The organism is Streptomyces sp. WAC00040 (assembly GCF_056835925.1).
In genome coordinates, this window is sequence record NZ_JAKQZE010000001.1 from 1,206,557 (window position 1) to 1,231,188 (window position 24,632).

A 24,632-nucleotide genomic window follows, 5' to 3' on the forward strand; every position below is an offset into this window, starting at 1 on the left:
GTACGCTGCCCCGGACTCCACGTCGGGCTCCAATGATTTAGCCTCGGCCGAATGGTGCTGGAGAGCCGCCCGGAGGGCGGCACACTGGAGATCGGTTTCTCCGCCGAGGACGTGGCCCGCATACGCTTCGCCGTTTCGCCGCTGTGGGAGGTGGTCGCGAGCGTGCGGGTGCTCAGGGACACCGGGCCGGGTGCGCACCGGCCGTGGGCGGAGCGGGTACGGCCCGCTCTCGCCGCCGCGAAGCTGGACCTCGCCCCGCTGTCCTCGCTCATCGGCCCGCCGCCGGCCGGCGTCCCCGGCTTCCTGGTGGCGCCGCCCACGACCCCGCAGCCCTCGCTCGACGTGGAGTTGGCGGCGCTGCGTTCCATGCCGCACGAACTGCTCCGTACGACGACGCCCGCCGCGAGGGAGGGGGTCGCCGCACTGCGCGCGGACCCGGATCGCGGTCTCGCGCGGCTCGCGGACGTGATCGCCACCTACTGGGAGGTGGCGATGGCCCCGTACTGGGCGCGGATCCTCACCGTGGTCGAGGGCGACATCCTCTATCGCGCCAAGCGCCTCGCAGAGGGCGGTGCCCGGCGTCTCTTCGACGACCTCGATCCGCGGGTCACGTGGGAATCGGGGACGTTGCAGGTGCTGCACCGCTGTGTACGTGGTGAACGGCGTCTGGACGGCCGCGGGCTGGTCCTGGTGCCATCGGTCTTCGGCGGGCCGCGGATCTTCTCCGACGTGGACAGCCCGGACTGGCAGCCCACTCTGCGCTACCCGCCGCGGGGCACCGCCACCCTGTGGGAAGCGCGGGCGGAACCGCTCTCCGACGCCCTGGCGGGTGTGCTGGGCCGCAGCAGGGCCCTGCTGCTGGCCGAGCTCGCGGCCCCGGCGTCGACCACCGACCTGGCCCGCCGTACCGGCCTGTCGGCGGGCGGTGTGTCGCAGCACCTCACGGCGATGCGCGCGGCGGGTCTGGTCAGCGCGCACCGTACGGGTCGCGTGGTGCTCTACGCCCGTACGAGCGTGGGCGAGGCGCTGGTGGCCGGCTGAACCCCGGGCGGTACGCGCGGTGCGTCAGCACCCGCCGGGGCCGACGGCGGTCCGTGCCGCGTCACTCGCCGCCGACACTGATGTGCGGGTCGCCGTCCGGTCCGTGCGGCTTCAGCTCCACCTGGATGGTGTGCGTCGTGTCGCGCGCCGCGGAGCCGCCGCCGCCGGCCGTCAGCACCCCGATCCGCAGCTCGGCCCGCCCGCTGCCCTCCCGGCGCACCTGCACCGCGAACTCCAGGTGCACGCTCTCCACGCTGAACCGCAGATCGCGTCCCTCGCCCGCCCGTTGGGCCCGCTCGAGTTCGTCACGGACCTGCCCTATGACCTCAGCCAGCCCCACGACCGCCGTTTCGTCACGCTCAGCCATCGCGTCCCCCGTCTCCCGTAGTTATCGTGAGCAGTATGAGCGAGCCGATTCGCACATCCAACTCCCAGATCCACGAAGAGAGTTGGCGGGTACGTCTGCTCCGCGGACCGGATCGGGCGGGCCGGCCGCTCGGCGCCGGGGTGCTGCTCCCCGGCGGCCTGGTGCTCACCTGCGCGCATGTCGTCCTGATGCGCCCGGACTCCTCCGGCATCCGTACCCCGCTGGAGGAGGTCTACGTCGACGTACCCCATGCCCCGGCCGGAAACACCACGGAGGCCCTGCGGGCCCGGCTGCTCAGGGAGTACCTGGTCATGCCGACGGGCCAGTTCGGCGGGGACCTGGCGCTGCTCAAGCTGGACCAGGAACCGGCGGTGCCGCACGCCGTCCTGCACCGGCAGATCCCCGCACGCGGCGACATGGTGCATTTCACCGGATATCCGGAGGACCTGCCCGGCGGGGAGCACCTGGACGCCCGGCTGATGGGGCGCGGCGGTCCCGCTCCGACGCCGGAGTGGGTGCAGCTCGACGCGCTGAACGCGCCCTACGTGGTGCGGCGCGGCTACAGCGGATGCGCCGTCGTCCACAGCCGTTCGCGGCGGGTCATCGGCATCGTGGCGCACCAGTTCGGCACGCCGCAGGCGCGGGTGCGCCGGGACCACGCGTACATGATCCCGACCGAGACGGTGCTGAAGCACCTGCCGCTGGAACGGCTGGGGCTCACGGTCACGGGGAAGCCGGCCGTGTCGCACGACGTCGCGGTCGCCCACGACAGGACCGCCTCCGGACGTGTCACAGGGCTGCACCGCCGGCTGACGCGCTGGCTCGACGGCGCCCCGGACACCGACCCGGTGGAGCCCGTGTTCGCCGGCGAGGGGCAGCACGACCTGCTGCACACTGTCAGATCGGTGCTCACCCTCGCCGACCGTGAGCAGAGCCCTCCGGACGCGCCGTCCGCCCGCGGCAGCGCGACGGGCCCGGGGCGGGGCGCGGGTGAGCCGCAGGCGGGCAGCATCGACATCGCGGTCGACGCCACCAACCGCACCGTGGCGGAACTGGCCAGGGACACGGCGGACCGTATCGGCCTCGATCCCCTCCCGGACGGCCTGCCGGCCGGTGCCGGCGACACGGACGGGGACCTGATCGGACGGATCGCGGCCGAGAGCCCGCCGCTGATCGCCGCCTTCCTGTCCGTCGACCGGTCGGCCTCCACCGACGACGAGATGCTGCGGCTCCTCTCCGCGCTCCTCGCCCGCGGCCAGAGCCGGCTCCTGCTCGTCTTCAGCGACCCCCGCTCACCCCTCCTCGCCCGGGTGCGCGACGCACTCCTCGGCCCCGACTGGGCCGCCCGCCGCGCCGAAAGGCTCGGCACGCGGGTGAGCCGGCTCGCGGAGACGGAGCAGCGACTGCGGCAGCTGTCCGGCCGGCGGCCCGCCGCCCTGGCCCCGCGACTGCGCCGGATGCTGGAACAACTCGGCCCGGCGGGCCCGTTGAACGGTTCCCCGGAACAGCCGCACGCCCTGTTCCGCTGCGCCGTCGACATCGAGTCGGCGCTGATCGACGCGGAGACGGCCGAACAGGAGCTCACCGGTCCGACGGGTCCCCGGGAGTTCGTCGTGGGGCCGCCCGGTGACGGACTGACCGATCTGCCGTCCGTCGCCGTGCGCGACCCGGACGCGCTGGTCACCGAGCAGGCCGGGGACCGCCTCGCGGGCGGCGAGCGGCTGCACCAGCAGTACGAGGTGGTGGGGCCCATCGGGCAGGGCAGCCACGGCAAGGTGTACCTCGCCCGCGATCTGCTCCTGGAGAACCGTCCCGTCGCGCTCAAGGGCATCCTCGACCCCGGTGATCCGGCGGCCGTGCTCCAGGCCCACCAGGAGCGGCTGCGGCTCGTCAGCCTCAACCATCCCTCGGTCATCCGGGTGGTCAACTACGCGCGCCACGAGCCGACATCGGCCGAGTTCATCGTGATGGAGTTCGCCGACGGGGCATCCCTGTCGTGGGTCGGCTCCCGCATCGCCCGCAGCGTCGAGCCGTTCGCCGGGCCACGGGTCCGCGAGTTCATCGTCGTGTACGGGCTGCTCGTGCTGGAGGCATTCGACCACCTGCACCAGGAGGAGAAACTGGTCTACGGCGACCTTTCGCTCACCAACGTCCTGCACTGCGGCACCGGCATCAAACTCATCGACGTCGCGGGCGTACGCGAACCGGAAGCACCGGGACCCGTCAGCCACCGGCCGCCGGAGAGCGGACCCGGCGGCGGGATGACCACCGCGGGCGACCTGTACACCGTCGGCGCCGTCCTCGGTGAGCTGCTCGCCAAGGACCCGGCGCCACCGTCCGACCTCGGCACCGAATCGCTCCGGCGCGCCCTCGCGCGTGCCACGGCCACCGACCCGAGGCGGCGCTACGCCTCCGCGCAGGAGATGGCCGTCCAGCTGCGCGGTGTGCTGCGCGAACTGCGGTCGCTGCGACTGGACGAGGAGACGTTCGAGCCGTCCCCGCTGTTCCACTCGGCCGCGATCGCGCTGGACGGCCGGCTGGGCAAGCCGCCGCCGCTGGAGCGCTGGCGGGCCGACGGCACGGCCGATCGGCTGGGCGCCCATGTGCCGGAGCCGGCGGAGGCGGCGGTGGCCCTGCCGGTGCCGAAGGCCGACGTGCAGGATCCCAACTGGAAGGAGCTCCAGCGCACCTCCTACGACGATCCGGCCGGTCTGCTCCAGCTCAGCGACGAGTGGCTGCCGTCGCCGGAGCTGCATCTGCTGCGCTGCCGGCTCCACCTGGAGCTGGCCGGTGTCCGCCGGCACGGCCGTGACAAGGAACTGGTGACCGCCGCGGTGGAGCTGGAGAGGGCCGGGCGGCTGCTCGGCGACCGGGCCCGCTACGACTGGCGCCTGGACTGGCACCAGGGTCTGGCGCAGCTGGCCCACGGCAGGCTGCACAGGGCGCTGAACTGCTTCGACACCGTGTACGCGGCGATCCCCGGCGAGTACGCCCCCAAGCTCGCCCTCGGCTACTGCCACGAGAAGCTCGCCGACGAGTGGCGGACCGGAGAGCGGGCCTGCGCGCCCGAGGCACCGGCCGCGCGTGAGGCGCACGAGCAGCAGGCCATGCTGTTCTACGACGCGGTGTGGCGGCGCAACCACGCCCTCGGCGCCGCCGCGTTCGGGCTGGCCCGTATCCATCTCGCCCGGCACAGCCCCGACCGCGCGCTGGCCTCCCTCGACGGTGTCCCGCCCGACTCGCGGCACCGCACGGCCGCGCGGACGGCGATGGTGCGCATCCACGCCGGCACGCCCACGGTCGCCTCCGCGGTGCGCGCCCACGCCGCCCTGCACCGGCTCGCGGGCCACGAAGGGCTCACCGACCGGCAGGCGCAGGAACGGCTCACCGCGGAGCTGCTGGAGCAACTGCTGGAGCTGGTGCGGTCACAGGGCGGCGGGGTGCTCGAGCGGGTGCGCGCCGCGCTGCCGTCGGCCGTCCCGCTCCCGCGGACCGAACGGGAACTGCGCGAGCAGTTGTCCGCGAGCTACCGCCAACTGGCGAAACAGGTACCGGACACGGACACCGCGGAGCGCGCCGCACTCGCGGAGGCGCTCCTCGACAACGCGTACAGCACCCGCCCGCTCGGTCTGCGCCATGCCCGCCACCACGACCGCGGCCCCTGGCTGCGCCGTCCGACCCTCGGGGGCCGTTCATGACCACGCGCCCGTACACCGGCCCGCCGGCGGACGCCGCCCGAGGGAAGGCCGGCGGGAGTGACGTGCGGCCGTCCGCGCGGCGAAGGGTGCCCGCGCTGTGGCGGCGTCCGGTCGCTGCGGTGCGCCGGCCGCCCGCAACGAAGCCCGCCCCGTGGATCAGGGCCTGGCGGATCCTCGGGCCCGGGCTGTGGGCGCGGGCCACCGGGCGGGGACCCGGTGGGCGGCGGGCGACGGCCGCGTTCCTGCGGCGCCGGATGCTGGTGCTGCCCGCCCTGGCGCTCGTCGCGCTCGCGCTGTGTGCCGCCGCGTACAGCGACGTGCACGATCGCTCGGACCGGCTGCGCCACCGGTCGGTGCCGGCGCTGGAGGGACTGGCGCAGGCCCGTACGTCGCTGGTCCTGGCGCGGGAGCAGGCCGAGCTGCGGTTGCTGAAGACCGGGCACGCCGGTCGGGTCGAGCTCGGCGAGACGTACCGCTCCCGGCTGACGGAGGCGTCGCAGAGCCTGAACCGGGTCGCCCTGACCGGTGCCCTCGGCCGGGGACAGGAACAGGAGCTGCGGGTGGTGTCCGGGCTCGTCGTCGCCTACGGGGACAAGATCGCCTGGGCCGACCGCAACCGGTCCAGCGAACTGCTGCGCACGGCCGGTGTCGAGTACGCGGCGGGACTGCTCGGCAGCCCGGGCACGAGTCCGCAGGAGGAGCAGGAACCGACCACCGTGCTGGACCGGATCCAGAAGATGGAGAGCCTGCTGCGGCAGGAGAGCGGCGACCTTGCCGCCTGGAGCCCTCTCACGCTGACAGCCGCCGGAGCGGCCGTGGTCACGACCGCGCTGTTCGGCTTCATGACGGTCGGCACGGCGGTGTTCCTGCGGGACCGGCTGCGGCTCGTCAGCCTCCAGCTGGCGGCGGGCGCGCTGCCGGTGCTGGTGACGCCGCTGCTGCTGGCGTTCGGCGGCGCCCAGGAGCACGACGCCCAGCACGACGTGCACGCGCAGGTCGCCGAACTGGCGGACGTGGAAACGGACGAGGCCGCCCCGCGGGCGATCGAGCGGGCGGCGGACGCCGCGTACGCGCGGATGAGCGTGGCGGACCCGGACGGCTGGTCGCTCACGGCGGGCATCACCGTGCCGGCCGCGGGACTCGGGGCCATCGCCTGCGGCGTCACGCTCCACCTCTACGGCAGGCCGTACCCGCCGGCCCGCACCCGACGGACGTCCACCGACGCGTGAGGAACTCATGAGGAGACGCAGGGGCCTGAGAACGCTGCTCGCGGGTGTTCTGCTCGCCGTGGCCACGGCCGGGTGCGGCGACGGCCCGCCGGAGGAACGCACCCTGGTCGTGCTCGGCCCGTGGACCGACGGCGAGGAGAAGCCTTTCGTACGAGCGCTGAACAGCATCGAGCAGCAGACCGGGAACCGTTACGTCTACAAGGGCACCCGCTCGCTGCGCGAGACCCTCGTCGCCCAGCTCCAGGCCGGCGCGCCGCCGGACGTGGCGATCCTCAACAGCCCCGGCGAGCTGGCCGAGTACGCCAGGGCGGGCGATCTCCGTCCGCTGCCTGAACATGTCGCGGGGGCCGCCGTCACCCCCTGGGCGCCCACCGTCACGGTGCAGGACGCGGGCGGCCAGGCGAGGACCCGCGCCTACTGGGCTCCCATCCGGGTGGACCTCAAGTCGCTGGTGTGGAGCAGGAGGGAGGTGGCGGACTCAGCCCCCGTGTGGTGCGTGGGACTAGGCTCCGGCGCCACCTCCGGCTGGCCGGGCACCGACTGGATCGAGGACTTGATGCTTCAACGCAGGGGCTCGGCGAAGTACGAGGAATGGGCCACCGGCAGGATGCCCTGGGAGGAGACCCGCGCGGTCTGGGAGGAGTGGGCACGGATGCTCACAGCGGGCGGGCGCACCCCCGAGGCCCGATGGCTGCACGACTTCGCGGTGATCGGTGACCGCCGCCACGGACTCCTGAACCGCGGTGACTGCACCCATGAGCACCAGGGCTCCTTCATCCGCAGGCACTACGGCGACGACGTGCGGCCCCTGCCGACTGCCGACTACCTGGACAGGCTGACGGCCGCGGAGGAGGACGAGGTGGACGAGAACGCCTTCGCGGTGTCGGGTGACATGGCCGCGGTGTTCAGGAGCAGTGCGGCAGCCTGGGACCTGCTCGACCGGCTCACCTCCGAGGAGGCCCGTAAGAGCTGGGCGGCCGCGGCGCTGCCCGGTGAGCGGCCGTTCTTCCCGGGCGCCACGGCACTCTCGGCGGGGCCGTCGGCCACCAGGGACGTCCAGCGGTTGTTCCGCTCGGCGAGCCGGATCTGCTTCGACGCCTCCGACGCGATGCCGCCGACCTTGCGTGACGCGTTCTACCGGGCGGTGCTCGAGTTCGTCGTCCGCCCTCGGGACGAGGCGCTGCTGGACCGGCTGCTCATGCAGCTGGAGGCGGAACGTCGGCTCCAGAACGAGGAGAAGGCGTTCGTCCTGGACGACCTGTGCGGCACCCCGGTCCACGGATAGGACGCGGTCGGACACCTGTCAGGCGAAGACGACGGTCCTGCGGCCGTTGAGCAGGATGCGGTGCTCGGCGTGCCACTTCACCGCGCGGGCCAGCGCCTGGCACTCCACGTCGCGGCCGACCGCGACGAGCTGTTCCGGGGTGACCTCGTGGCCGACGCGCTCGACCTCCTGCTCGATGATCGGGCCCTCGTCGAGGTCGGCCGTCACATAGTGGGCGGTCGCGCCGATGAGCTTCACACCGCGGGCGTGCGCCTGGTGGTAGGGCTTGGCGCCCTTGAAGCTCGGCAGGAAGGAGTGGTGGATGTTGATGATCCGGCCGCTGAGCTGCTTGCAGAGGTCGTCGGAGAGCACCTGCATGTAGCGGGCGAGGACGACCAGCTCCACCTGCTCGGCGTGCACCAGGTCCAGGAGCTGCGCCTCGGCGGCCGCCTTGTTGTCCTTGGTGACCGGAATGTGGTGGAACGGGATGTCGTAGGAGGCGACGAGCTCGGCGAAGTCGGTGTGGTTGGAGACGACGGCCGCAATCTCGACGGGCAGGGCGCCGGTACGGGAACGGAACAGCAGGTCGTTCAGGCAGTGCCCGAATTTGCTGACCATCAGCACGATCCGCATCCGCTCGTCGGCGAGATGGATCTGCCAGTCCATCTGGAAGGCGTCGCCGACGGCGGCGAAGCTGGCGCGCAGCTTGTCGACCGTCACCGGGGCCTCGGCGGAGAAGTGGACCCGCATGAAGAACAGACCAGTGTCCCGGTCACCGAACTGCTGGCTGTCCTCGATGTTGCAGCCGGTGATGAACAGGTAGCTCGAGACAGCGTGCACGATGCCCTGTTTGTCAGGACAGGAGAGCGTCAGGACGTACTGGTCGGTCATCCTTGTAGCCTGCCACATCCGGCCGTCCGGCCAGGACCACGTCCGTCAGGCGGACCGCGTCATGATCCGCAGCACCTCGAGGGAACGCGGCGGGGTGTCGGGGTCCTCCCCGTCGCTCGTGGCCATCCGGACGTGCGCGTCCCGCGCCGCCCGCACGGCCTCCGACCAGCCGTGGTGCTCCATGTACGCGGAGACCGGGGCGTCGGCACCGACCTGGTGCATGATCCGCAGCACCCGGAGCACGGCGACGTCGACGAGCGCCGCCTCGCCGGAGTCGCGGAAGATCGTCCCGACGTACTTCTCCGCGGACCAGTTGTCCAGCCAGGTGTCCTCGACCAGACGGTAGACGGCGTCGGTGACGTCGCCGTATCCCTCGCGTCCCGCCAGCCAGCACTCCTGATGGAAGACGGGGTCGGAAAGCATGTGCAGCGCCGAGCGCACGTTGCTGCGCCAGCGCCACCAGGGCATGTCGTTGAGCGGCATGCCGCCCATGGTGGAGGAGCGACGGCCGCGACGGGAAGGGTTGACCGAACCTTGCTGCACGCCTTCGATCGTACGTTCCCTTTCCGTCCGCCCGAACGCCCCCCTGTAATTCACCTGGACGTCACCCATCGTTGAACCATGCTCACTGTGCCGTTACCTGGAACCGGAAGCGTGCACAGTCATGACCGGTAGGCGTCGTCCCTCCTCCCCTCGCCCGTCCAAGACCTTCTCAGTCCGTACCGCGTGTACGGCGGTGGTGGCGACCGGGGCGTCGCTCATCGCCGGCTGTGGCGTACTCCCTGGAGATCCGGGGGGCTCCAGGGAGCCCGTCACCGTCATGACCTTCGCCCCGGAAGACACCAAATCAACCAATATGCCCGGCATGCCCGCCATGGCAAAGGCCTACGCCCGCTGGGCAGAGACGCAGGGCGGCATCGACGGCCACGAGCTGCGTGTCATCACGTGCAACGAGCAGAACACGCCCCAGGGCGCGGCCACCTGCGCCCGCCGCGCCGTCAAGGAAGGCGCGGCCGCGGTGGTCGGCTCCTACAGCCAGTACGGCGACGCGTTCATGGCTCCCCTGGAGGCCGCCGGCATTCCTTTCATCGGCGGATTCGGCATCTCCGACGAGGAGTTCACCAGCTATCTGTCCTACCCCGTCAACGGCGGTCAGGCCGCCCTGCTCGCCGGGAACGGCCAGCAGCTCGCGGACGTCTGCGACAAGGTCGCGCTCGTACGGCCGGACAGCCTCGCCGGCGACGACCTGCCCGACCTCCTCAACGCGGGCCTGGCCCGTGGCAAGGCCCGGGAATCGGCGGACATCCTCGCCGCCGACGACGCCACCGACTACTCCGACGACGCACGGCGGGCACGCAGGCAGGCGGCGGAGCCGGCCTGGACCACGACCGCGTCCGACGGCGACCGGCCGGGCTGTGTCACGGCCGCGCTCGGCGAACGCACGGAAACCTTCTTCGACTCCTACCGGCGGCTGCCCGAGGACGGACGGCAGGTCCGGATCTCGTCCGTGATGGGCAGCGTCGGCCAGCCCCTCATCGACCGCACCGGCGGACGCAACGGCCCTTACGAGGGCGCCTACATCACCGGCTGGTACCCCGACGCGAGCGACGCCCGCTGGGACCGGATGCGCGACGTGGTCCGGACCCACGCGTTCGGCGACAACAGGATCGACCCCGCCGACGCGGGCGTGCAGACCACGTGGATCGCGTACAACGTCCTCAACAAGGTCGTCCGCTCGATCAACAGCGACCGGATCACGCCGGGCAAGATCTCGCACGCCCTCGACCAAGGGGTGGAGGTGTCGACCGACGGCCTGACTCCGGCCCTGCGATGGAGCTACGAGGACATGCTCGGCGCTTCCCGCTATCCGAGGATCGTCAACAGCAGTGTGACGTTCCAAGTGGTCCGCGACGGACGGCTGGTGACGCAGCGGAAGGACTTCGTGGACGTCGGCCCGACCCTGATGGACGCTTCGTAGGCCGACCAGGGCCCCGGCACCCGGCGTCCGGCGCCCCGGCCCGCTCCCACGGGGAAGCGGGCCGGGGCCTCGTCGTCAGAGCTGGGTGCTGCGGCGCTCTGTCAGGCCGTACTTGCGGGCGATGGAGTTCCACAGCGGCGAGGCCGCGTTCTTCGCCGTCGTGGCCTCTCCGCTCGCCGCGTTGGCCTCGGCCGTGCTGCTGGTCACCCGCGCCTTGCCGTCCTTGCAGCCCTTCTTGCCCTTCACCTGCTGCGCCCAGGCCGCGTAGTGGTCGTCGGCGGAGGCCGACGCCTGCCACGCCTTGACCAGCGAGGCGGTCAACTCGGCGTTGCGGGGCAGCTTGTCGACGGACAGGGTGCCCAGCCGCGTCACGAGGCTCCGGCGCTGCTGCGCCGCGTCCTTCAGGTCGGCGGTGGCCTGGTCCAGGTTCTTGCAGACCTTGATGTTCTCCACGGAACGGATGACCGCGGCACGGCTGTTGTTGCTGTCCGCGAGGAGCTTGTCGAGGTCCTTCGCCTGCGGCTCCGCGGGGTCGGCGGCCTGCGTGGTGGGTCCGGCCTCGCTGGGCGCCGGGGCGTCGGCCGCGACGTTCTTGTCCGGGCCCGGGTCCTTCGGCTCGTCCCCGTCGCTGAACATCACGGCACTGACGCCGAGTCCGAGCACGGCGCACCCGACGACGAGCGCGGCGACCACCGGCGCCAGGGACCGGCGGCGCGGCTCCGGCTCCGGGTCGAAGTGCGGCTCGTACCGGGCCGCCGGCCGGCGGTCCTGCGGATGACCGTGACCGGGCGGTTCCTCGAAGCGGGGCATCTGCTGGGTGGCGTCTGCCGTCTGCGCACCCTGCCCCTCGGAACGGAACAGACTGTCGAACTCGGCGGGCGGCTGCCGGTCCCCGGGAGCACCGGGGCGGATGCCGAACGGCTGCCCGACGGGAGCGGGCGGCACGGCCCCGCCGGGCACCGGGGCGATGTACTGGGTGGCGTCGGCGTCGGAGACCTGGCCGGCTCCCTCCGGCGCACCGCCCTGCGCGGCGCCGGACGCCAGGGGGCCCGTGCCGAGGAACGTGGTCGACTCCGCGGGCATCTCCGGCGGCAGCGCACCGGGCGCGACGGGCGCGATGTACTGCGTGGCGTCGGCGTCGCCCCCGGCGGCCTGCGGGAAGCCGCTCGGCGCGTTCGGGCCGGCAGCCTGCGGGAAGCCGCTCTGCGAGTACGGGTCGTGCGGTGCCGGGGCCTGCTGGCCCTGAGCCGCCTGGAAGGGCTGCGCCCCCGCGCCCGGTCCGCCGAACCCGCCCCGACCGGCGACCTGAGGCGCTTCCTGGTACCGCCCGTAGGCGTCCGGTCCCTGAGGGGCGGAGGACTGCGCCGCCGGGGCGTCCTGCGGCGGGAGCGCCTGCCGGTGCACACCCGGCTGCGGTACCGCCGGCACCTGCCCCACGTACGACGGCTGTCCCTGGGGCCCACCCTGAGCCGGGTAGTGGCCCTGTCCGGCGGGCGCGGGGCCCGCCGGCGGGGCGGCGTGTGCACCCTGCCCGTGGTGCGCGTCCGTCTGCTGCGGCGGCGTACCGGGAGCCCCGTAGCCGGCCTGCTGAGCGGGACCGCCGGGGTGGTCCTGCGGACCTGCCTGCGCGGGGTAGGCCGGGTAGCCCTGGGGGCCGGCCTGCACGGGGGCGCCGGGGTGGCCGTAACCGCCCGGCTGCGGCGGGGAGGCCGGGTAGCCGTAGCCACCGGGCTGCGCGGGGGCCGGGTAGCCGTACCCCTGAGGCGCGTCGCCGGCGGCCGGCGGCGGGCCCGGGTATCCGTACGCGGCGCCGGGCACGGGAGCCGACTGCTGCGGGCCCCACGGCTCACCCCACGGCTGCCCACCCGCCGGAGCCGTCTGTGCGCCTGCCGCGCCCGGTATGAGGGGCTCACTGCCGTCGGCGGGCAGCACGACGCCTTCGTGCGCGGGCCGCGCGGCGGGTAGCCGCTGCTCGTCACCCTCTCCGCTGTGCGTCACCGGGACTCCTACGTGTGGGCCTACTGCGATCGTCGGCTCACGCTACCGGGTGCCCGGAGTGGTCCGCACACACGTGCCGGAGCGGTAACAAGATGCGGACACAACTCGCCCTCCTTTCCTGGGAGAAAGCCCTTGTGCACCACCCACCCCTTGCGCCTCCCGCGCCCCGCTCCACGTCAGGCCGCGGCCCGCAGTTCCAGCCGGGTGGCGAACTCCCGTACCGACGGCTCCTCCGCGTACGGCTCCAGCCGCAACTGAAGGTCGTCCAGATACTCAGCGCCCCTGCTGGAGCGCAGCGTGTCCAGCAGCTCCACCGCCCGCGTGCCCGTGCAGCAGGCCTGTTCCACCTCGCGCTGCTGCACCTGCGCGCAGGCCAGCAGGACCAGACCGATCGCCCGTCGGCGGGCCCGCGACTCGGGGTGGCCCTCCAGCGCCTGCGACGCGTAGCGCGCCGCGCTCTGCCCCTCACCGAGGTCGCGGTGGCAGTGCGCCAGCTCGTCCGCCAGATACGCGCCGTCGAAGTGAGTGATCCAGTCAGGGTCGTCGCCGCTGTCCGGCTCGGCCCGCTCCAGCGCGGCGAGCGCCCGGCCGGCCGCCCCGTGGCAAGTGCGGGCGTCACCGAGGAGGGCGTGCCCACGCGCCTCCGCCGCGTGGAACATGGCCTGCACCCGCGGGGTGACCCGCCCCCGCGCCCCTTCCTGGGCAGCGCGGGCGAGCTGGGCGATCTCGCGCGGGTTGCCGAGCTCCGCCGCCAGGTGGCTCATGGATGCGGCCAGCACATAGCCGCCGTACGCCCGGTCACCGGCGGCCTGCGCCAGGCGCAGCGCCTGGATGTAGTACCGCTGGGCGAGCCCCGGCTGACCGGTGTCCACGGCCATGTAGCCGGCGAGCTCCGTCAGCCGCGCCGCGGCGGCGAACAGCTCCCGGCCGACCGCCTCCCGGTACGAACCGGACAGCATCCCCGAGACCACGCTGTTCAGGTAGTGCACGACGACCGGCCGCACATGGCCGCTGCCGAAGCGGTGGTCCATCTCCGTCAGCGCGGCGGTCATCGCCCGGACCGCGTCGACGTCGGGCGGGCCGACCCGCGCCCCGGCGGTGCGGGCCACCTGAGTGTCCGCTCCCGTGATCAGCCAGTCGCGGCTCGGCTCCACGAGAGCGGACGCGGCGACCGCGGAGCCCGACAGGAAGTCCCGGCGGCCCACGTCGCTCCGCCACAGCTCGCAGACCTGCTCGATCGCCCCCACGACCGTCGGCGCGAACTGGAGGCCGACGCCGGTGGCGAGGTTCTTGCCGTTCGCCATGCCGATCTCGTCGATCGCGACCGTGCGCCCGAGCTTGCGGCCGAGCGCCTCGGCGATGATGCCCGGCGCCCGGCCGCGCGGCTGCTGGCCGCGCAGCCACCGGGCGACGGACGTCTTGTCATAGCGCAGGTCGAGGCCGCGCTCGGCACCGACCATGTTGACGCGCCGGGCCAGACCGGCGTTCGAGCATCCGGCTTCCTGGATGAGCGCCTGAAGCCGTTCGTTCGGCTGGCGGACGACGAGAGGCCTGGCTGCCATGAACTACCCCCTGATGTTGATCAATGAGTTGATCAATGCCCGGCTGATATACGGAGAATGCAGGGTTGGTCGGGTTGGTTCGCTTTTGCCGTGGTGCGGCCCGGTCACGGCCGCTGACGTGCGCGCCCCGCACTCCTACCCGCCCCTACGGCCCCCGCCCCGTGCGCGCCCCCGGTCGTGCACCCGTGCGCCCCACGTGCAGGATCGATGCTCCACCGCCCACCGCATCACGCCCCGTAACCGGTCGTTACGGCGGTAGTTGAGTGTGTCGTGGAAGAGACCATGGCAGTCACGAAAGCCGCCCGGATCCCCCGACAGCGAGGCGAGCAAGTGCTGGACAGCGCTGTGCGGTACGCGGAAGAGAGGCACTGGGACGTGTTCCCCGGCACCTGGCTCGAGGCGGTCGAAGGGGGGCAGCGCTGCTCGTGCGGCGACTTGCGCTGCCCCCTCCCCGGCGCGCACGCCGGCCGCCCGGACTGGGCGAACCAGGCGACGGGCAGCGCCACCGCCGCGCGCCGGATATGGGCCAAGCAACCGACGGCCTCGATCCTGCTGCCCACCGGCCGAACCTTCGACGCCATCGAGGTCTCCGATTCGGCCGGCTTCCTGGCGCTCGCACGCATGGAGCGGATGGATCTGCCCCTCGGCCCCGTGACGTGCACTCCCGACCGCCGGATGCTGTTCTTCGTACTGCCGGGCGCGGCGCTCAAGGCCCCCGAGCTGATCAGGAACCTGGGCTGGCTCCCGAGCTCCCTCGATCTGATCACCCGTGGCGAGGGCCACTACGTCGCCGCCCCGCCCACCCGGATCGGCGGGCAGGGCGCCGTGCAGTGGGCGCGCCGCCCAACCCCGGCCAACCGCTGGCTCCCGGACGCCGAGGAGCTCATCAGCCCGCTCGCGTACGCGTGCGGCAGGGAAGCGGCGTCGGCCCGGATGCGCCAGGGATAGCGGCAGCGCCGAGCGGACGCCCGGGAGGAGGCGGATGGGACGGGGACAGGGCAGCCTCCCCGCACCCCGGCGTCCGTAGGGTGGACCCGTACACCTGTGCCGCAAGGCACGTACGGGGACGGGCGAAAGGCGCGGAACACATGCCGGACCAGGCAGTTGAGGGTGCGGGCGGGGCACGGACGGCACCGCCCGCAGTGCAAGTCGAAGGTCTGTGGAAGCGGTTCGGCGAGCAGATCGCCGTCGCGGGGATCGATCTGACCCTGCCGGCCGGCAGCTTCATCGGCCTGGTCGGGCCGAACGGCGCGGGCAAGACCACGACCCTGTCGATGGTCACCGGCCTGCTCCGCCCGGACCAGGGCCGGGTCCAGGTCGCGGGACACGACGTATGGCGCGACCCCGTCGAGGTCAAGTCGCGCATCGGCGTCCTGCCGGAGGGCCTGCGGCTGTTCGAGCGACTGTCCGGCCGCGAACTGCTCGCCTACAACGGCCGGTTGCGCGGACTGCCGGGCGACGAGGTCGACAAGCGCGCCGGCCAGCTGCTGGACGTGCTGGACCTTGCGGGCGCGCAGCACAAGCTGGTCGTCGACTACTCGACCGGCATGCGCAAGAAGATCGGCCTGGCGGCGGCGCTGCTGCACAACCCGGAAGTCCTGTTCCTCGACGAGCCGTTCGAGGGCGTCGACCCGGTGTCCGCGCAGACGATCCGGGGGGTCCTCGAGCGGTACACCGCCTCGGGCGCGACCGTCGTCTTCTCCAGCCATGTGATGGAACTGGTCGAGTCGCTGTGCGACTGGGTGGCGGTCATGGCGGCCGGCACGATCCGCGCGCAGGGCCCGCTGGCCGAGGTCCGCGGCGACGCTCCGTCGCTCCAGGCCGCGTTCCTCGAACTGGTCGGCGCGCAGGGCAGGGACAACGGGGAGTCGCTGGACTGGCTCGGCGGCGGTGCGCGTTGAGTACGGCGTCCCTGACCTCCGTCTTCGTACGTCTGAAGCTGTCGCTGCTGCGCAACGGGCTGCGCCAGTCGTCGGGCCGCAGGACCGCGTTCGTCATCTCGATGGTGTTCGTGCTGCTGCTCGCCGCCTTCCAGCTGCTGGGCCTGATCATGCTCCGCGGCAACGAGCACGCCATGTCGCTCGTCGTCCTCCTGACAGGGTTGCTGGCGCTCGGCTGGGCGGTGCTGCCGCTGTTCTTCCCGAGCGGCGACGAGACCCTGGACCCGACGCGGCTGGTGATGCTGCCGCTCCGGCCGGGGCCGCTGGTGACCGCGCTGCTCGTCGCGTCCCTGATGGGCATCGGCCCGCTCTTCACTCTCTGCATGGTCGTGGGTTCGGCGTTCGCGCTGTCCCACGGCGTCGTCGCGGCACTGGTGTCCCTCGTCGCCGTCCCGCTCGCCCTGCTGGTGTGCCTGGCCCTCGCCCGCACGGTCGCGGCGGCGAACATCCGGCTGCTCACCTCCCGCAAGGGCCGCGACCTGGCGGTGCTCAGCGGACTGTTGATCGCGGTGGGCATCCAGTTCGTGAACTTCGGCGCCCAGCGCCTCGGCGACGCGGGCGGCCTGGCGGCACTGGACCCTGCGGCGGCGATCGTACGGTGGGTGCCGCCGGCGTCCGCGATCGGCGCGGTGGACTCGGCGAGCGACGGCGCGTACGGCCGGGCCCTGGCCCAGCTCGCCCTCTCCGCGGTGGCGCTCGTCCTGCTGCTGCGCGCCTGGCGACACAGCCTGACGAAGCTGATGACCACCCCGGACGGGTCCACGCTGGCCGCGGCGTCCGAGCCGACCCGCAAGGGCACCGCGTCGGGTCAGCACCGACTGCTGCCGGAGGGCCGCACGGGCACGGTGATGCAGCGCAGCCTCAAGTACATCTGGCGCGACCCGAAGACCAAGGGCGCCTGGGTGTCGTCGCTGGCCATCGGGCTGATCGTGCCCATATTCAACGCCCTCCAGGGCACCGGCTCGATCTACTTCGCGTGCTTCGCCGCCTGGATGCTCGGCATGATGATGTACAACCAGTTCGGTCAGGACACCTCGGCCTTCTGGATGGTGGCGCTGACGATCTCCTCCACGCGCGACGCGTACGAGGAACTGCGCGCCCGGACCCTGGCGCTGCTCGTCATCACCCTCCCGTACACCGTTCTCGTCGTGGTGCTCACGGGGGCGGCGCTCGGTCAGTGGCACGACCTGCCGGAGGCGCTCGGCCTGTCCTTCGCCCTGCTCGGCGCGATGCTGGCGACGGGCGCGGTGGCCTCGGCCCGTTTCCCGTACTCGATCCCGCAGGACAGCGCCTACAAGAACGTGGCCCCGGGGCAGGGCGGGCTGGCGTGGCTCTCCATCTTCGGCGGCGTGGTCATGGCGGCGCTGCTCTGCGCACCGGTGATCGTCCTCACGATCATGTTGAACGCCTCCGCCGGTTCCGGCAGCGAGACCCAGTGGACGGTGCTGCCGGTGGGTGCCGTGTACGGGGCGTTGCTCACGTGGGCGGGCGTGCGGCTCGCGGCACCGCAGACGGCGAGACGCCTGCCGGAGATCCTCACGGCGGTCAGCAAGGGCTGACGACCCCGGCCCCAGCCCGCTCACGCCGCCAGCCGCCGCAACACTGAACGGCCGCCGTCCGACCCCTGGCAAAGGGTCGGACGGCGGCCGTCGGGCTGTACGGGAGAAGCGCTACGTGCCGGACTCGCTGATACGCCAGGCAGCCGTTCCGGATGACCCCGGTTCGCCGTCGACATCGACCCTCGGCCTGCTCGGCGCTCGGGTGATCCGCTGATGAACCGCGGTGCCGTCACAGCCGAAACCCCGGACCGACGCACAGCGCCGCACTGGTCTCGCCGAAGCGTGCTCCAGTGGTCATGAACTCGCTGCCCGGTATCGCCAACCGGTCTCACGCATGTGAATTCCCCCTGTCTCAACGCCTGTCCATTCCGGCCAGTTGCGTCGGTACGGGGCCCACGCGTCGCTGAACAGGACCTTGAGCAGGACACGAGCCGGGCCGGTGCCGGGAACCGGCCGGGCGGTCATGACGTAGCGTCATGGTCATGTCGACGCCGCAGAATCCGTACGGGCAGCAGCCGAATCCATACGGCGGGCCGCCGCAGCCGCCGTACCCGGGACACGCGGCCCCGCCCGTGCCCCCGCAGGCGGGGTACGGCGGGCAGCCGTACCCGCCCGCGGGCGGGTGGGGCGCCCCCTCGCCCTACCCGTACGCCCCGCCGGTCCAGCCGCCGAAGAAGGACCACACCGCCAGGAACGTGGTCATCGTGATGGCGTCGATCATCGGGCTCCTCGCCTTCGGCTGGTTCGCGTCCGATGTCCTCCGGCCGGCCGGAGGGGGCGGCGGGGGCGGCGGGGGCGGCACCGCGTACCCGGCTGCCGAGTACGGGCTGACCGCACCGCAGACCCTGCTCGACGGGTCGTACGAGCTCGCCGACGACCAGTCCGCCCAGCGGCAGAAGGAGCTCGAGTCGTCACCGGTCGACGAGACCGACATCCGCGACCCCCAGGCCACGGTGGCCCAGTACACGTCCGCGTCGGAGGGCGGGGTCCTGGTGTTGTCCGGTATGCACGGCCGCATCAAGAACCCCGACACGGCCCGGGAAAAATTGCTCAACGGCGCGGCCACCGCGGACGGCGCCACGCTCGCCGTGCCGGCGACGGACGTCACCCCGACCGGCTCCCAGGTCACCATCACCTGCCAGGTCGTGACGATGGCACAGGACGGGGGCGGCACCAGCTCGTTGCCCATCTGCGCCTGGGCCGACGACAACACCAGCGCGTCGGTGACGGTGGTCACGGCCGCCACGTCGGCGAAGTCCCCGCAGGACATCGACCTCGACGCGGCGGCCGAGACGACGGCTCAGGTCCGCGAGCAGGCCCGCAAGCCGCTCAGCTGACGTCACGCGGCGCGCGCCGCTCCGGCAGGTCCTCCCCGCAGAGGACGCACACGAAGTGGTCCTCGCGCACGATGTTGAACTCCGCGCAGTCCGTGCAGCGGCGGAAGACGATCTCGTGCGTGAACCGAGCGGGCCGCGGGATCCCGGCCCGATCGAGGGCGGCGGCGACGGACGGCCAGCAGTCGGGGTCGGGGCAGTAGCCGGTGGACTGGTTGCTGACCTCGACCACCTCCCAGCCGTCGCCGGCCCGCCCGAAAGCGACCTCTCCGGCCGCACGGACAGCGGCCCGTCCGGCACAGGCGACATGCTCACTGCGCCGGGCGGCCAGCCGGAGGAAACCCTTCTCGTCGACGACGTACGTGAACGGTTCCGCCCACTCCGCCGGCTCCCGGGCCCCGGCCCAGTCCAGGAAGTCGTCGGTGCCGCGGATGACCCGCCCCTCAGGTGCGTCCTCGGCGGCGTGCCAGATCGCGCGCGGGCCCACGTACCCGAAGCGGCGCGGGCCGTCCGTGGAGAGGATCGTGCGTTCGCGGATCCGGTCCGCGCCCGCGCCGTTGAGGCGCACCTTCGCGCTGTGCGGCGGATCCACCCGGTCCACCGGCCGGCCGTACCGGTCCATCCGATCGAGGACCAGGCGCCCGCCCTCGTACGCCTGACCGGCCCGGGCGACGCCGGCCACACAGCGCACGACGCACACCGCGCCCCGTGCGTCCATGGACAGGATGTCGGCGATCTGGAGCTCCGCCGGACCCGGAGGGAGGGGCGACGCCGCGGGCGGGTCGAGGGCTGTCATTGCGTCAGGACCCCGTCCAGGAACGGCTCGATCGCGCTCCGCCAGCCGGACGGGCAGTCGTAGTGGACCAGGTGGCCCGCGTCGGACACCTCGCCGTACTGGCCGCGGGGCAGTACGCGGACCATCTCCTGGGCCTCAGCGCGGCCCAGTTCGCCGTCGAGGCCGCGGACCACCAGGGTGGGGCAGCGGACCTGGGCCAGCTCCTCCCAGTGGGCGTCGTGGACCCACGTCTCCCGGGAGGTGAGCATCTGCCGGCGGGAGAACACCGGGCGCCAGCCGTCGGCCCGCTCCGCCATGACCTCGGCGAAGAACTCGCCGCGGGCCGGGTTCGGCCGCTCGACGCGTGGATCGTCCTCGCCGAACCACTTGCGGACGTCGGCCAGGGTCGCGAACGGGACGGGCCAGGAGCGGAACCACTCCTCCCACTCCCGCTGGGACGCGGCGCCGAGCGCGGAGGCCCGCATGTCGCAGATGATCAGGGCCTGGACCAGGTCGGGGCGCTTGGCCGCGAGCTGCCAGGCGGTGAGGGCGCCCATCGCGTGGCCGATCAGGGTCACGGGCGCGAGGCCGAGTTGTTCGATCGCGGCCTCGGCGTCCGCCACGTACGCGTCGCGGGTGAAAGGCCCTTCCGCGGGTTTGTCGCTGCGGCCGTGCCCCCGCTGGTCGAGCGCCACCGCGCGGTGCCGCTCGGTGAGCCACCGGGCCGTCGAGGCCCAGTGCGATGCCCGGCCCATCAGGCCGTGGAGCAATAAGACCCCCGGGGCGTGGTCCCCTTCCGCGCGGCCCTTCGGCGGGTCCGCGAACTCCCAGGCAGCCAGGCGTACGCCATCTGCTCCGGTCACGTCGATGCGCCGCACCATCGGCCCTGGCACCCCCTTCTCTCCCCCGAGTAGGACTGGCTCGTGTGAGCCCCGTGTCGAACTCCGTCAGACTATCGAACCTATATTCGAAAACGCGGTTCTGCCACGCAACACCGCTCGTTCGAGTGACCCCATGCCGGGATTGACTCGCGCTACCGGGGGGAGATCTTCTGCGGGAGGCGGACCGCTCGGGGAAAAACGGTCCGTGGGGACTGACCCTGGGAGCTCGGGGCTCCGGGTCAGGACAGGGGAGGACAGGTCCCGGCGCCCTCGGGCGCCGGGACCCCTTCCTGTCAGCGGGCCCCCGCAGGAGCGGCAGCACAAGGAGGCACCCGCAAGTCCGCGCGGGCATCCGCGCCGGTTCCCGCGCGGGGCGTACGACGGGCGCATTTCCGGATCCCTCCCCTGCCCTCGGTGGGGGTCCCCACCCCCCGGCCGTGGTCATATGCCTCAGCCTCAGGGTGGCACGCGATTGCCCCGGCCGCTGCCATTCCGGACGGAAAACGGTTTCGTCCATGTGAAAAAACGGACCGGCCCCGCCCTCTTCGCTGAGGGGACGAGACCGGCCCGGACACAAGGCAGCGCGGACAAGCAGCGCTTCGGTACGACAGCGGCTACGAGCGTCGGCGCCTCGTGACGTCAGCGCCTCGAGACGCTTCCGCCCCAGGGCGTCGGCGTCTCACGGCGTCGGCGCCCCGGAACGCGAGGGTCTCAAGACGTCGGCGGCTCAGCGCTTCGCGACGAACACGTGCGAAGCCACCTCCGCGTCCAGTTCCGCCGCCTCACCGCTGCTGCCGACGAGCACACCGCCCGCCGACTCCGTCACGCTCACCACGGAACCGGGCTGCACGCCCGCGCGCCGCAGCGTGTACATCAGTTGGGCGTCGGTCTGGATCGGCTCGCCGATCCGCCGCACTACGACCGTCTTGCCGTCCGGACCCGGGTCCAGCTCGGCCAGGGAGACCATGCTGTCGTCCAGGAACGGGTCGGCCTCTGCCTTCTCCCCCAACTCCTCGAGGCCCGGGATCGGATTCCCGTACGGGGACTCCGTCGGGTGACGCAGCAGTTCCAGCACCCGCCGCTCCACCGCCTCGCTCATCACGTGCTCCCAGCGGCAGGCCTCCGCGTGGACCTGCTCCCACTCCAGCCCGATCACGTCGACGAGCAGACACTCGGCGAGCCGGTGCTTGCGCATCACGCGTGTGGCCAGCTGGCGGCCTTCGCCGGTCAGTTCCAGATGCCGGTCGCCGGCCACCGTCACCAGTCCGTCGCGCTCCATGCGCGCCACGGTCTGGCTGACCGTCGGACCGCTCTGGTCGAGCCGCTCCGCGATCCGGGCCCGCATGGGCACCACACCTTCCTCCTCGAGCTCGAGGATGGTGCGGAGATACATCTCCGTCGTGTCGATCAGTCCGGACATACGTGCCCCTCGATGCTGTGACTTGAAATCAGTCGTCCGCTGGCCCCAGGTCAATTCTTGCGCATCGCGCCGACAACCGTGCCCGGCTCTGCCAGGGCCGTATTGACAGGGCAATGGTCCAGACCGCAACGTGATCCACGACACGGGTACCACCGGTATTCCCCCCACCCTGCGGAAAGGGCTCGGCGATGAGCGAGAGCAAGCTGGCCGGTCAGTTCTTCGACGCCGCGATCGGTCTGCTGCAGCACGTGCGTGACGAGGAGTCCCGGAACATCGCGGCCGCCGGTGCGGCCGTCGCAGACACCGTGGAAGCGGGCGGCCGGCTCTTCGCGTTCGGTGCCGGGCACTCCTCGCTCGCGGCACAGGACGTCGTCTACCGGGCCGGCGGTCTCGCCGTGATGAACCTGCTCGCCGTCCCCGGCGCCGTCGGCGTCGACGTCATGCCCGCCACGCTCGGCTCCGCTCTCGAGCGCGTCGACGGGCTCGCGGGCGCGGTGCTCGACTCCAGCCCCGCCCGTGCCGGCGATCTGCTCGTGATCATCTCCCTCTCGGGTCGCAACGCGCTGCCCGTCGAGATGGCCATGAACGCCCGCGCCCTCGGCCTCACGGTCATCGGTGTGACCTCCGTCGCCTACGCCACGGAGACGAAGTCCCGCCACGCGTCCGGCACGTTCCTCAAGGACCACTGCGACATCGTGCTCGACTCCCACATCGCCGTCGGTGACGCCGAGCTGACCCACCCGGCCATCGAGGCGCCGTTCGCCCCCGCCTCCACGGTGGTGACCAGCGCGCTGATGCAGGCGACGATGGCCGCCGCAGCGGAGCAGCTCGCCGATCGGGGCATCGAGCCGCCGCTGCTGCGCTCGGGCAACGTCGACGGCGGGCACGAGTGGAACGGCCGCGTGATGGCCGAGTACCGGGACCGCATCTTCTTCCGGCACTGAAGCGCACGACCCGGCGGCCGGCCGCCGGGCCGGCGCCCTCAGTCGCCCGTCGACTGCGCCAGGTCCAGTGCCGAGGCGGTGAGCACCGCGACGCTCTCCGCGTACACGGCGTCCGGGCGCTCGAACGCAGGACGGGCCGCGCCGCGCAGGAAGGTCAGCACTCCGACCGTCCGGCCGCGGCTGCGGAGCACCGTGCACAGGGCGTGCGCCGCGTCATTGGGCCACTGCCGGCGTTCCGCCCAGTCCCCGGGCGTGCCCTCCGCGTCCGCGCTCGCCCTCACCGAGCCGAGCCGCTCCATGGCCTGGAGCGCCGGGTGCCCGGGCGCGTACCGCACCGGAAGCCCGCCGCCCGCCACGCCCGCGGCGGGGCCGGGCTCGCCGGCCGGTGACGCGACGGCCCGCACCAGGCGTTCTCCGGCGCCTTCGGTACCGTCGCCGTCCCCGCCGCCGCCCTCGGTCACGTCCAGCAGGGCGTGGTCGGCGAAACCCGCCAGCGCGAAGTCGAGATAGGCGGTCGCCGCCTCCAGCGGGTCCTCGCACTCGGAGGCCGCGCGCCCCGCCCGGTGCAGCTGACTCGACCTGAACCGCAGCCGGTTCGCCTCCTGCTCCGCCAGTTTGGCGTCGGTCACGTCGTGGAACAGCCACCCCACCCCGAGCGGAACCGGTTCCTCCGCCAGCGGGGAGGCGAGCCGCACGAACCCGCTGCGCCAGCAGCGCCGTTGCTCCCGCCCGCCGGTCGACGCGACGGCCACCCACAGGTCCACCAGGCCTCGGGGCGCACCCTCCGCCAGCACATGGTGCAGCGCGCCCTCGAGCTCCTCCACGCCCTGCTCCAGCAGCTCGCCGAGCGGCCGCCCGAGCGCGGACGTACGGCCTGCCGCGAGCGCACGGGCCGCCTCGCCGTTGACGACGGCGGGCCGCAGATCCACGTCGACCAGTACGACGCCCCACGACGCCTCCTCGAAGAGCGCCTCGCTCAGCGCGATGGACCGCTCGAGGTCGATCTGGGTGTGCACCTCGCTGAAGGCGCAGTAGACGCCGGCCGGCTTGCCGTCCCCGCCCACCACTCGCGCGGACTGGGTCCGTACGAGCACCCGCCCGCCGTCCTTCCGCAGCAGCGCGAACTCGTGCACCTGCCGGCCCGGCGCCTCCATCGCGGCCATCAGCCGGCCCTGCACCTCGGCCGCGTCCGCGCTGCGCACGGCCCACCCGGCGAAGCCCCGCCGCCCGACGGCCTCCCGCGCCGACCAGCCGAGTATCCGCTCCGCCTCGCGGTTCCAGTGCGTCACGACCCCCGCGGCGTCGAACGCGCACAGCGCGGCGTCCATGCCGTCGAGCAGCGCCGCGAGCAGATCCGCCCCCGGCGGCCCCGGCTCCCGCCCGCCGGCACCGGGCGCGTCGGTGATCTCACTCCTGGAAGCACTCATCCCGGGACCCCCTGCAGGACGTGTCCACGTGTGCTGATGCCCGTCACGACCATTCAACTTCAACGTGACGCACAACACACACGGTTCCCGGAAATCACCACGGTCCGGCGGCGCCTGACCGGCGCTGCCGGCGAGCTCATGGAGGAACTGACCCCGCCGGGCGGCCCTGTGATCGCCGCCCGGACAAATTCCGAGGGAACGCGCAGGTCGCAGGGGGTCCGGAAAGGCGCACGGAAAAACGGGTTGATCCTGCCGCCCGCGCTTCTTAGTGTGTGGGCACGCTCAGAAAGGAGGTGATCCGGAAGTGATTTCTTACCGGACAAG

The 24,632-nt window shown here is 72.7% G+C and carries 19 protein-coding genes; 10 read left to right on the forward strand and 9 right to left on the reverse strand.

Features of this window, described 5'->3' with window-relative positions:
- Positions 1 to 51: 51 nt before the first annotated feature.
- Positions 52 to 1,041, forward strand: a complete 990-nt coding sequence (locus MDN94_RS05435) for an ArsR/SmtB family transcription factor (protein ID WP_482724823.1) — start codon at positions 52 to 54, stop codon at positions 1,039 to 1,041.
- Positions 1,042 to 1,102: 61 nt separating this feature from the next.
- On the opposite strand, the gene MDN94_RS05440 is transcribed toward MDN94_RS05435, so the two are convergent.
- A complete protein-coding gene (locus tag MDN94_RS05440) occupies positions 1,103 to 1,408 on the reverse strand; it encodes a trypco2 family protein (RefSeq protein WP_482724824.1) in 306 nt (101 codons plus the stop codon).
- 35 nt (positions 1,409 to 1,443) lie between these two features.
- Here MDN94_RS05440 and MDN94_RS05445 point away from each other — a divergent pair, with 35 nt between their 5' ends.
- From MDN94_RS05445 to MDN94_RS05455, 3 genes are read left to right on the forward strand one after another with little or no spacing between them, the layout of a single operon-like run.
- On the forward strand, positions 1,444 to 5,106 hold the full coding sequence (locus MDN94_RS05445) for a tetratricopeptide repeat protein (RefSeq protein ID WP_482724825.1): 3,663 nt from the start codon (positions 1,444 to 1,446) through the stop codon (positions 5,104 to 5,106).
- The gene (locus MDN94_RS05450; protein ID WP_482724826.1) at positions 5,103 to 6,335 is read left to right on the forward strand and encodes a hypothetical protein; all 1,233 of its coding nucleotides are present in this window, start codon (positions 5,103 to 5,105) and stop codon (positions 6,333 to 6,335) included. Before MDN94_RS05445 ends, MDN94_RS05450 begins: the two co-directional genes overlap by 4 nt.
- 7 nt (positions 6,336 to 6,342) lie before the next feature.
- Positions 6,343 to 7,620: an extracellular solute-binding protein gene (locus tag MDN94_RS05455; RefSeq protein ID WP_482724827.1), complete on the forward strand. Its 1,278-nt coding sequence runs from the start codon at positions 6,343 to 6,345 to the stop codon at positions 7,618 to 7,620.
- Between the two features lie 18 nt (positions 7,621 to 7,638).
- Here MDN94_RS05455 and purU read toward each other — a convergent pair whose 3' ends face one another.
- Both purU and MDN94_RS05465 read right to left on the reverse strand, forming a co-directional pair.
- Complete coding sequence (gene purU / locus MDN94_RS05460; protein WP_441265130.1) at positions 7,639 to 8,490, reverse strand: formyltetrahydrofolate deformylase; 852 nt, start codon at positions 8,488 to 8,490, stop codon at positions 7,639 to 7,641.
- Positions 8,491 to 8,535: 45 nt separating this feature from the next.
- On the reverse strand, positions 8,536 to 8,982 hold the full coding sequence (locus tag MDN94_RS05465) for an SCO4402 family protein (protein ID WP_482727010.1): 447 nt from the start codon (positions 8,980 to 8,982) through the stop codon (positions 8,536 to 8,538).
- 172 nt (positions 8,983 to 9,154) lie between these two features.
- Here MDN94_RS05465 and MDN94_RS05470 point away from each other — a divergent pair, with 172 nt between their 5' ends.
- Positions 9,155 to 10,468, forward strand: a complete 1,314-nt coding sequence (locus MDN94_RS05470) for an ABC transporter substrate-binding protein (RefSeq protein ID WP_482724828.1) — start codon at positions 9,155 to 9,157, stop codon at positions 10,466 to 10,468.
- A gap of 75 nt (positions 10,469 to 10,543) precedes the next feature.
- On the opposite strand, the gene MDN94_RS05475 is transcribed toward MDN94_RS05470, so the two are convergent.
- Together MDN94_RS05475 and MDN94_RS05480 are read right to left on the reverse strand one after the other, a co-directional pair.
- Positions 10,544 to 12,466 carry a hypothetical protein gene (locus MDN94_RS05475; RefSeq protein WP_482724829.1) on the reverse strand — a complete coding sequence of 641 codons (1,923 nt, stop codon included), beginning with the start codon at positions 12,464 to 12,466 and terminating at the stop codon, positions 10,544 to 10,546.
- A gap of 176 nt (positions 12,467 to 12,642) precedes the next feature.
- Positions 12,643 to 14,028, reverse strand: coding sequence for an NsdA family TPR-like regulatory protein (locus MDN94_RS05480; RefSeq protein WP_482724830.1), 1,386 nt, complete (start codon positions 14,026 to 14,028; stop codon positions 12,643 to 12,645).
- Between the two features lie 282 nt (positions 14,029 to 14,310).
- On the opposite strand from MDN94_RS05480, the gene MDN94_RS05485 reads away from it, so the two are divergent.
- From MDN94_RS05485 to MDN94_RS05500, 4 genes are all read left to right on the forward strand, one after another.
- A complete protein-coding gene (locus MDN94_RS05485; RefSeq protein WP_482724831.1) occupies positions 14,311 to 14,976 on the forward strand; it encodes a bifunctional DNA primase/polymerase in 666 nt (221 codons plus the stop codon).
- Positions 14,977 to 15,116: 140 nt separating this feature from the next.
- On the forward strand, positions 15,117 to 15,929 hold the full coding sequence (locus tag MDN94_RS05490) for an ABC transporter ATP-binding protein (protein ID WP_482724832.1): 813 nt from the start codon (positions 15,117 to 15,119) through the stop codon (positions 15,927 to 15,929).
- On the forward strand, positions 15,905 to 17,527 hold the full coding sequence (locus MDN94_RS05495; protein ID WP_482727011.1) for a transporter: 1,623 nt from the start codon (positions 15,905 to 15,907) through the stop codon (positions 17,525 to 17,527). The genes MDN94_RS05490 and MDN94_RS05495 overlap by 25 nt, the downstream gene beginning before the upstream one ends.
- Positions 17,528 to 18,009: 482 nt before the next feature.
- Positions 18,010 to 18,864 carry a hypothetical protein gene (locus tag MDN94_RS05500; protein WP_482724833.1) on the forward strand — a complete coding sequence of 285 codons (855 nt, stop codon included), beginning with the start codon at positions 18,010 to 18,012 and terminating at the stop codon, positions 18,862 to 18,864.
- On the opposite strand, the gene MDN94_RS05505 is transcribed toward MDN94_RS05500, so the two are convergent.
- From MDN94_RS05505 to MDN94_RS05515, 3 genes are all read right to left on the reverse strand, one after another.
- A complete protein-coding gene (locus tag MDN94_RS05505; protein WP_482724834.1) occupies positions 18,857 to 19,657 on the reverse strand; it encodes a hypothetical protein in 801 nt (266 codons plus the stop codon). The two genes, MDN94_RS05500 and MDN94_RS05505, sit on opposite strands and share 8 nt — an antisense overlap.
- On the reverse strand, positions 19,654 to 20,517 hold the full coding sequence (locus tag MDN94_RS05510) for an alpha/beta fold hydrolase (protein ID WP_482727012.1): 864 nt from the start codon (positions 20,515 to 20,517) through the stop codon (positions 19,654 to 19,656). The genes MDN94_RS05505 and MDN94_RS05510 overlap by 4 nt, the downstream gene beginning before the upstream one ends.
- Before the next feature lie 727 nt (positions 20,518 to 21,244).
- Complete coding sequence (locus MDN94_RS05515; protein WP_441265138.1) at positions 21,245 to 21,937, reverse strand: iron-dependent transcriptional repressor DtxR; 693 nt, start codon at positions 21,935 to 21,937, stop codon at positions 21,245 to 21,247.
- A gap of 188 nt (positions 21,938 to 22,125) precedes the next feature.
- Here MDN94_RS05515 and MDN94_RS05520 point away from each other — a divergent pair, with 188 nt between their 5' ends.
- Positions 22,126 to 22,881, forward strand: coding sequence for an SIS domain-containing protein (locus MDN94_RS05520; protein ID WP_482724835.1), 756 nt, complete (start codon positions 22,126 to 22,128; stop codon positions 22,879 to 22,881).
- Between the two features lie 38 nt (positions 22,882 to 22,919).
- Here MDN94_RS05520 and MDN94_RS05525 read toward each other — a convergent pair whose 3' ends face one another.
- Positions 22,920 to 24,308, reverse strand: a complete 1,389-nt coding sequence (locus MDN94_RS05525; protein WP_482724836.1) for a PAS domain-containing protein — start codon at positions 24,306 to 24,308, stop codon at positions 22,920 to 22,922.
- Between the last annotated feature and the right edge of the window lie 324 nt (positions 24,309 to 24,632).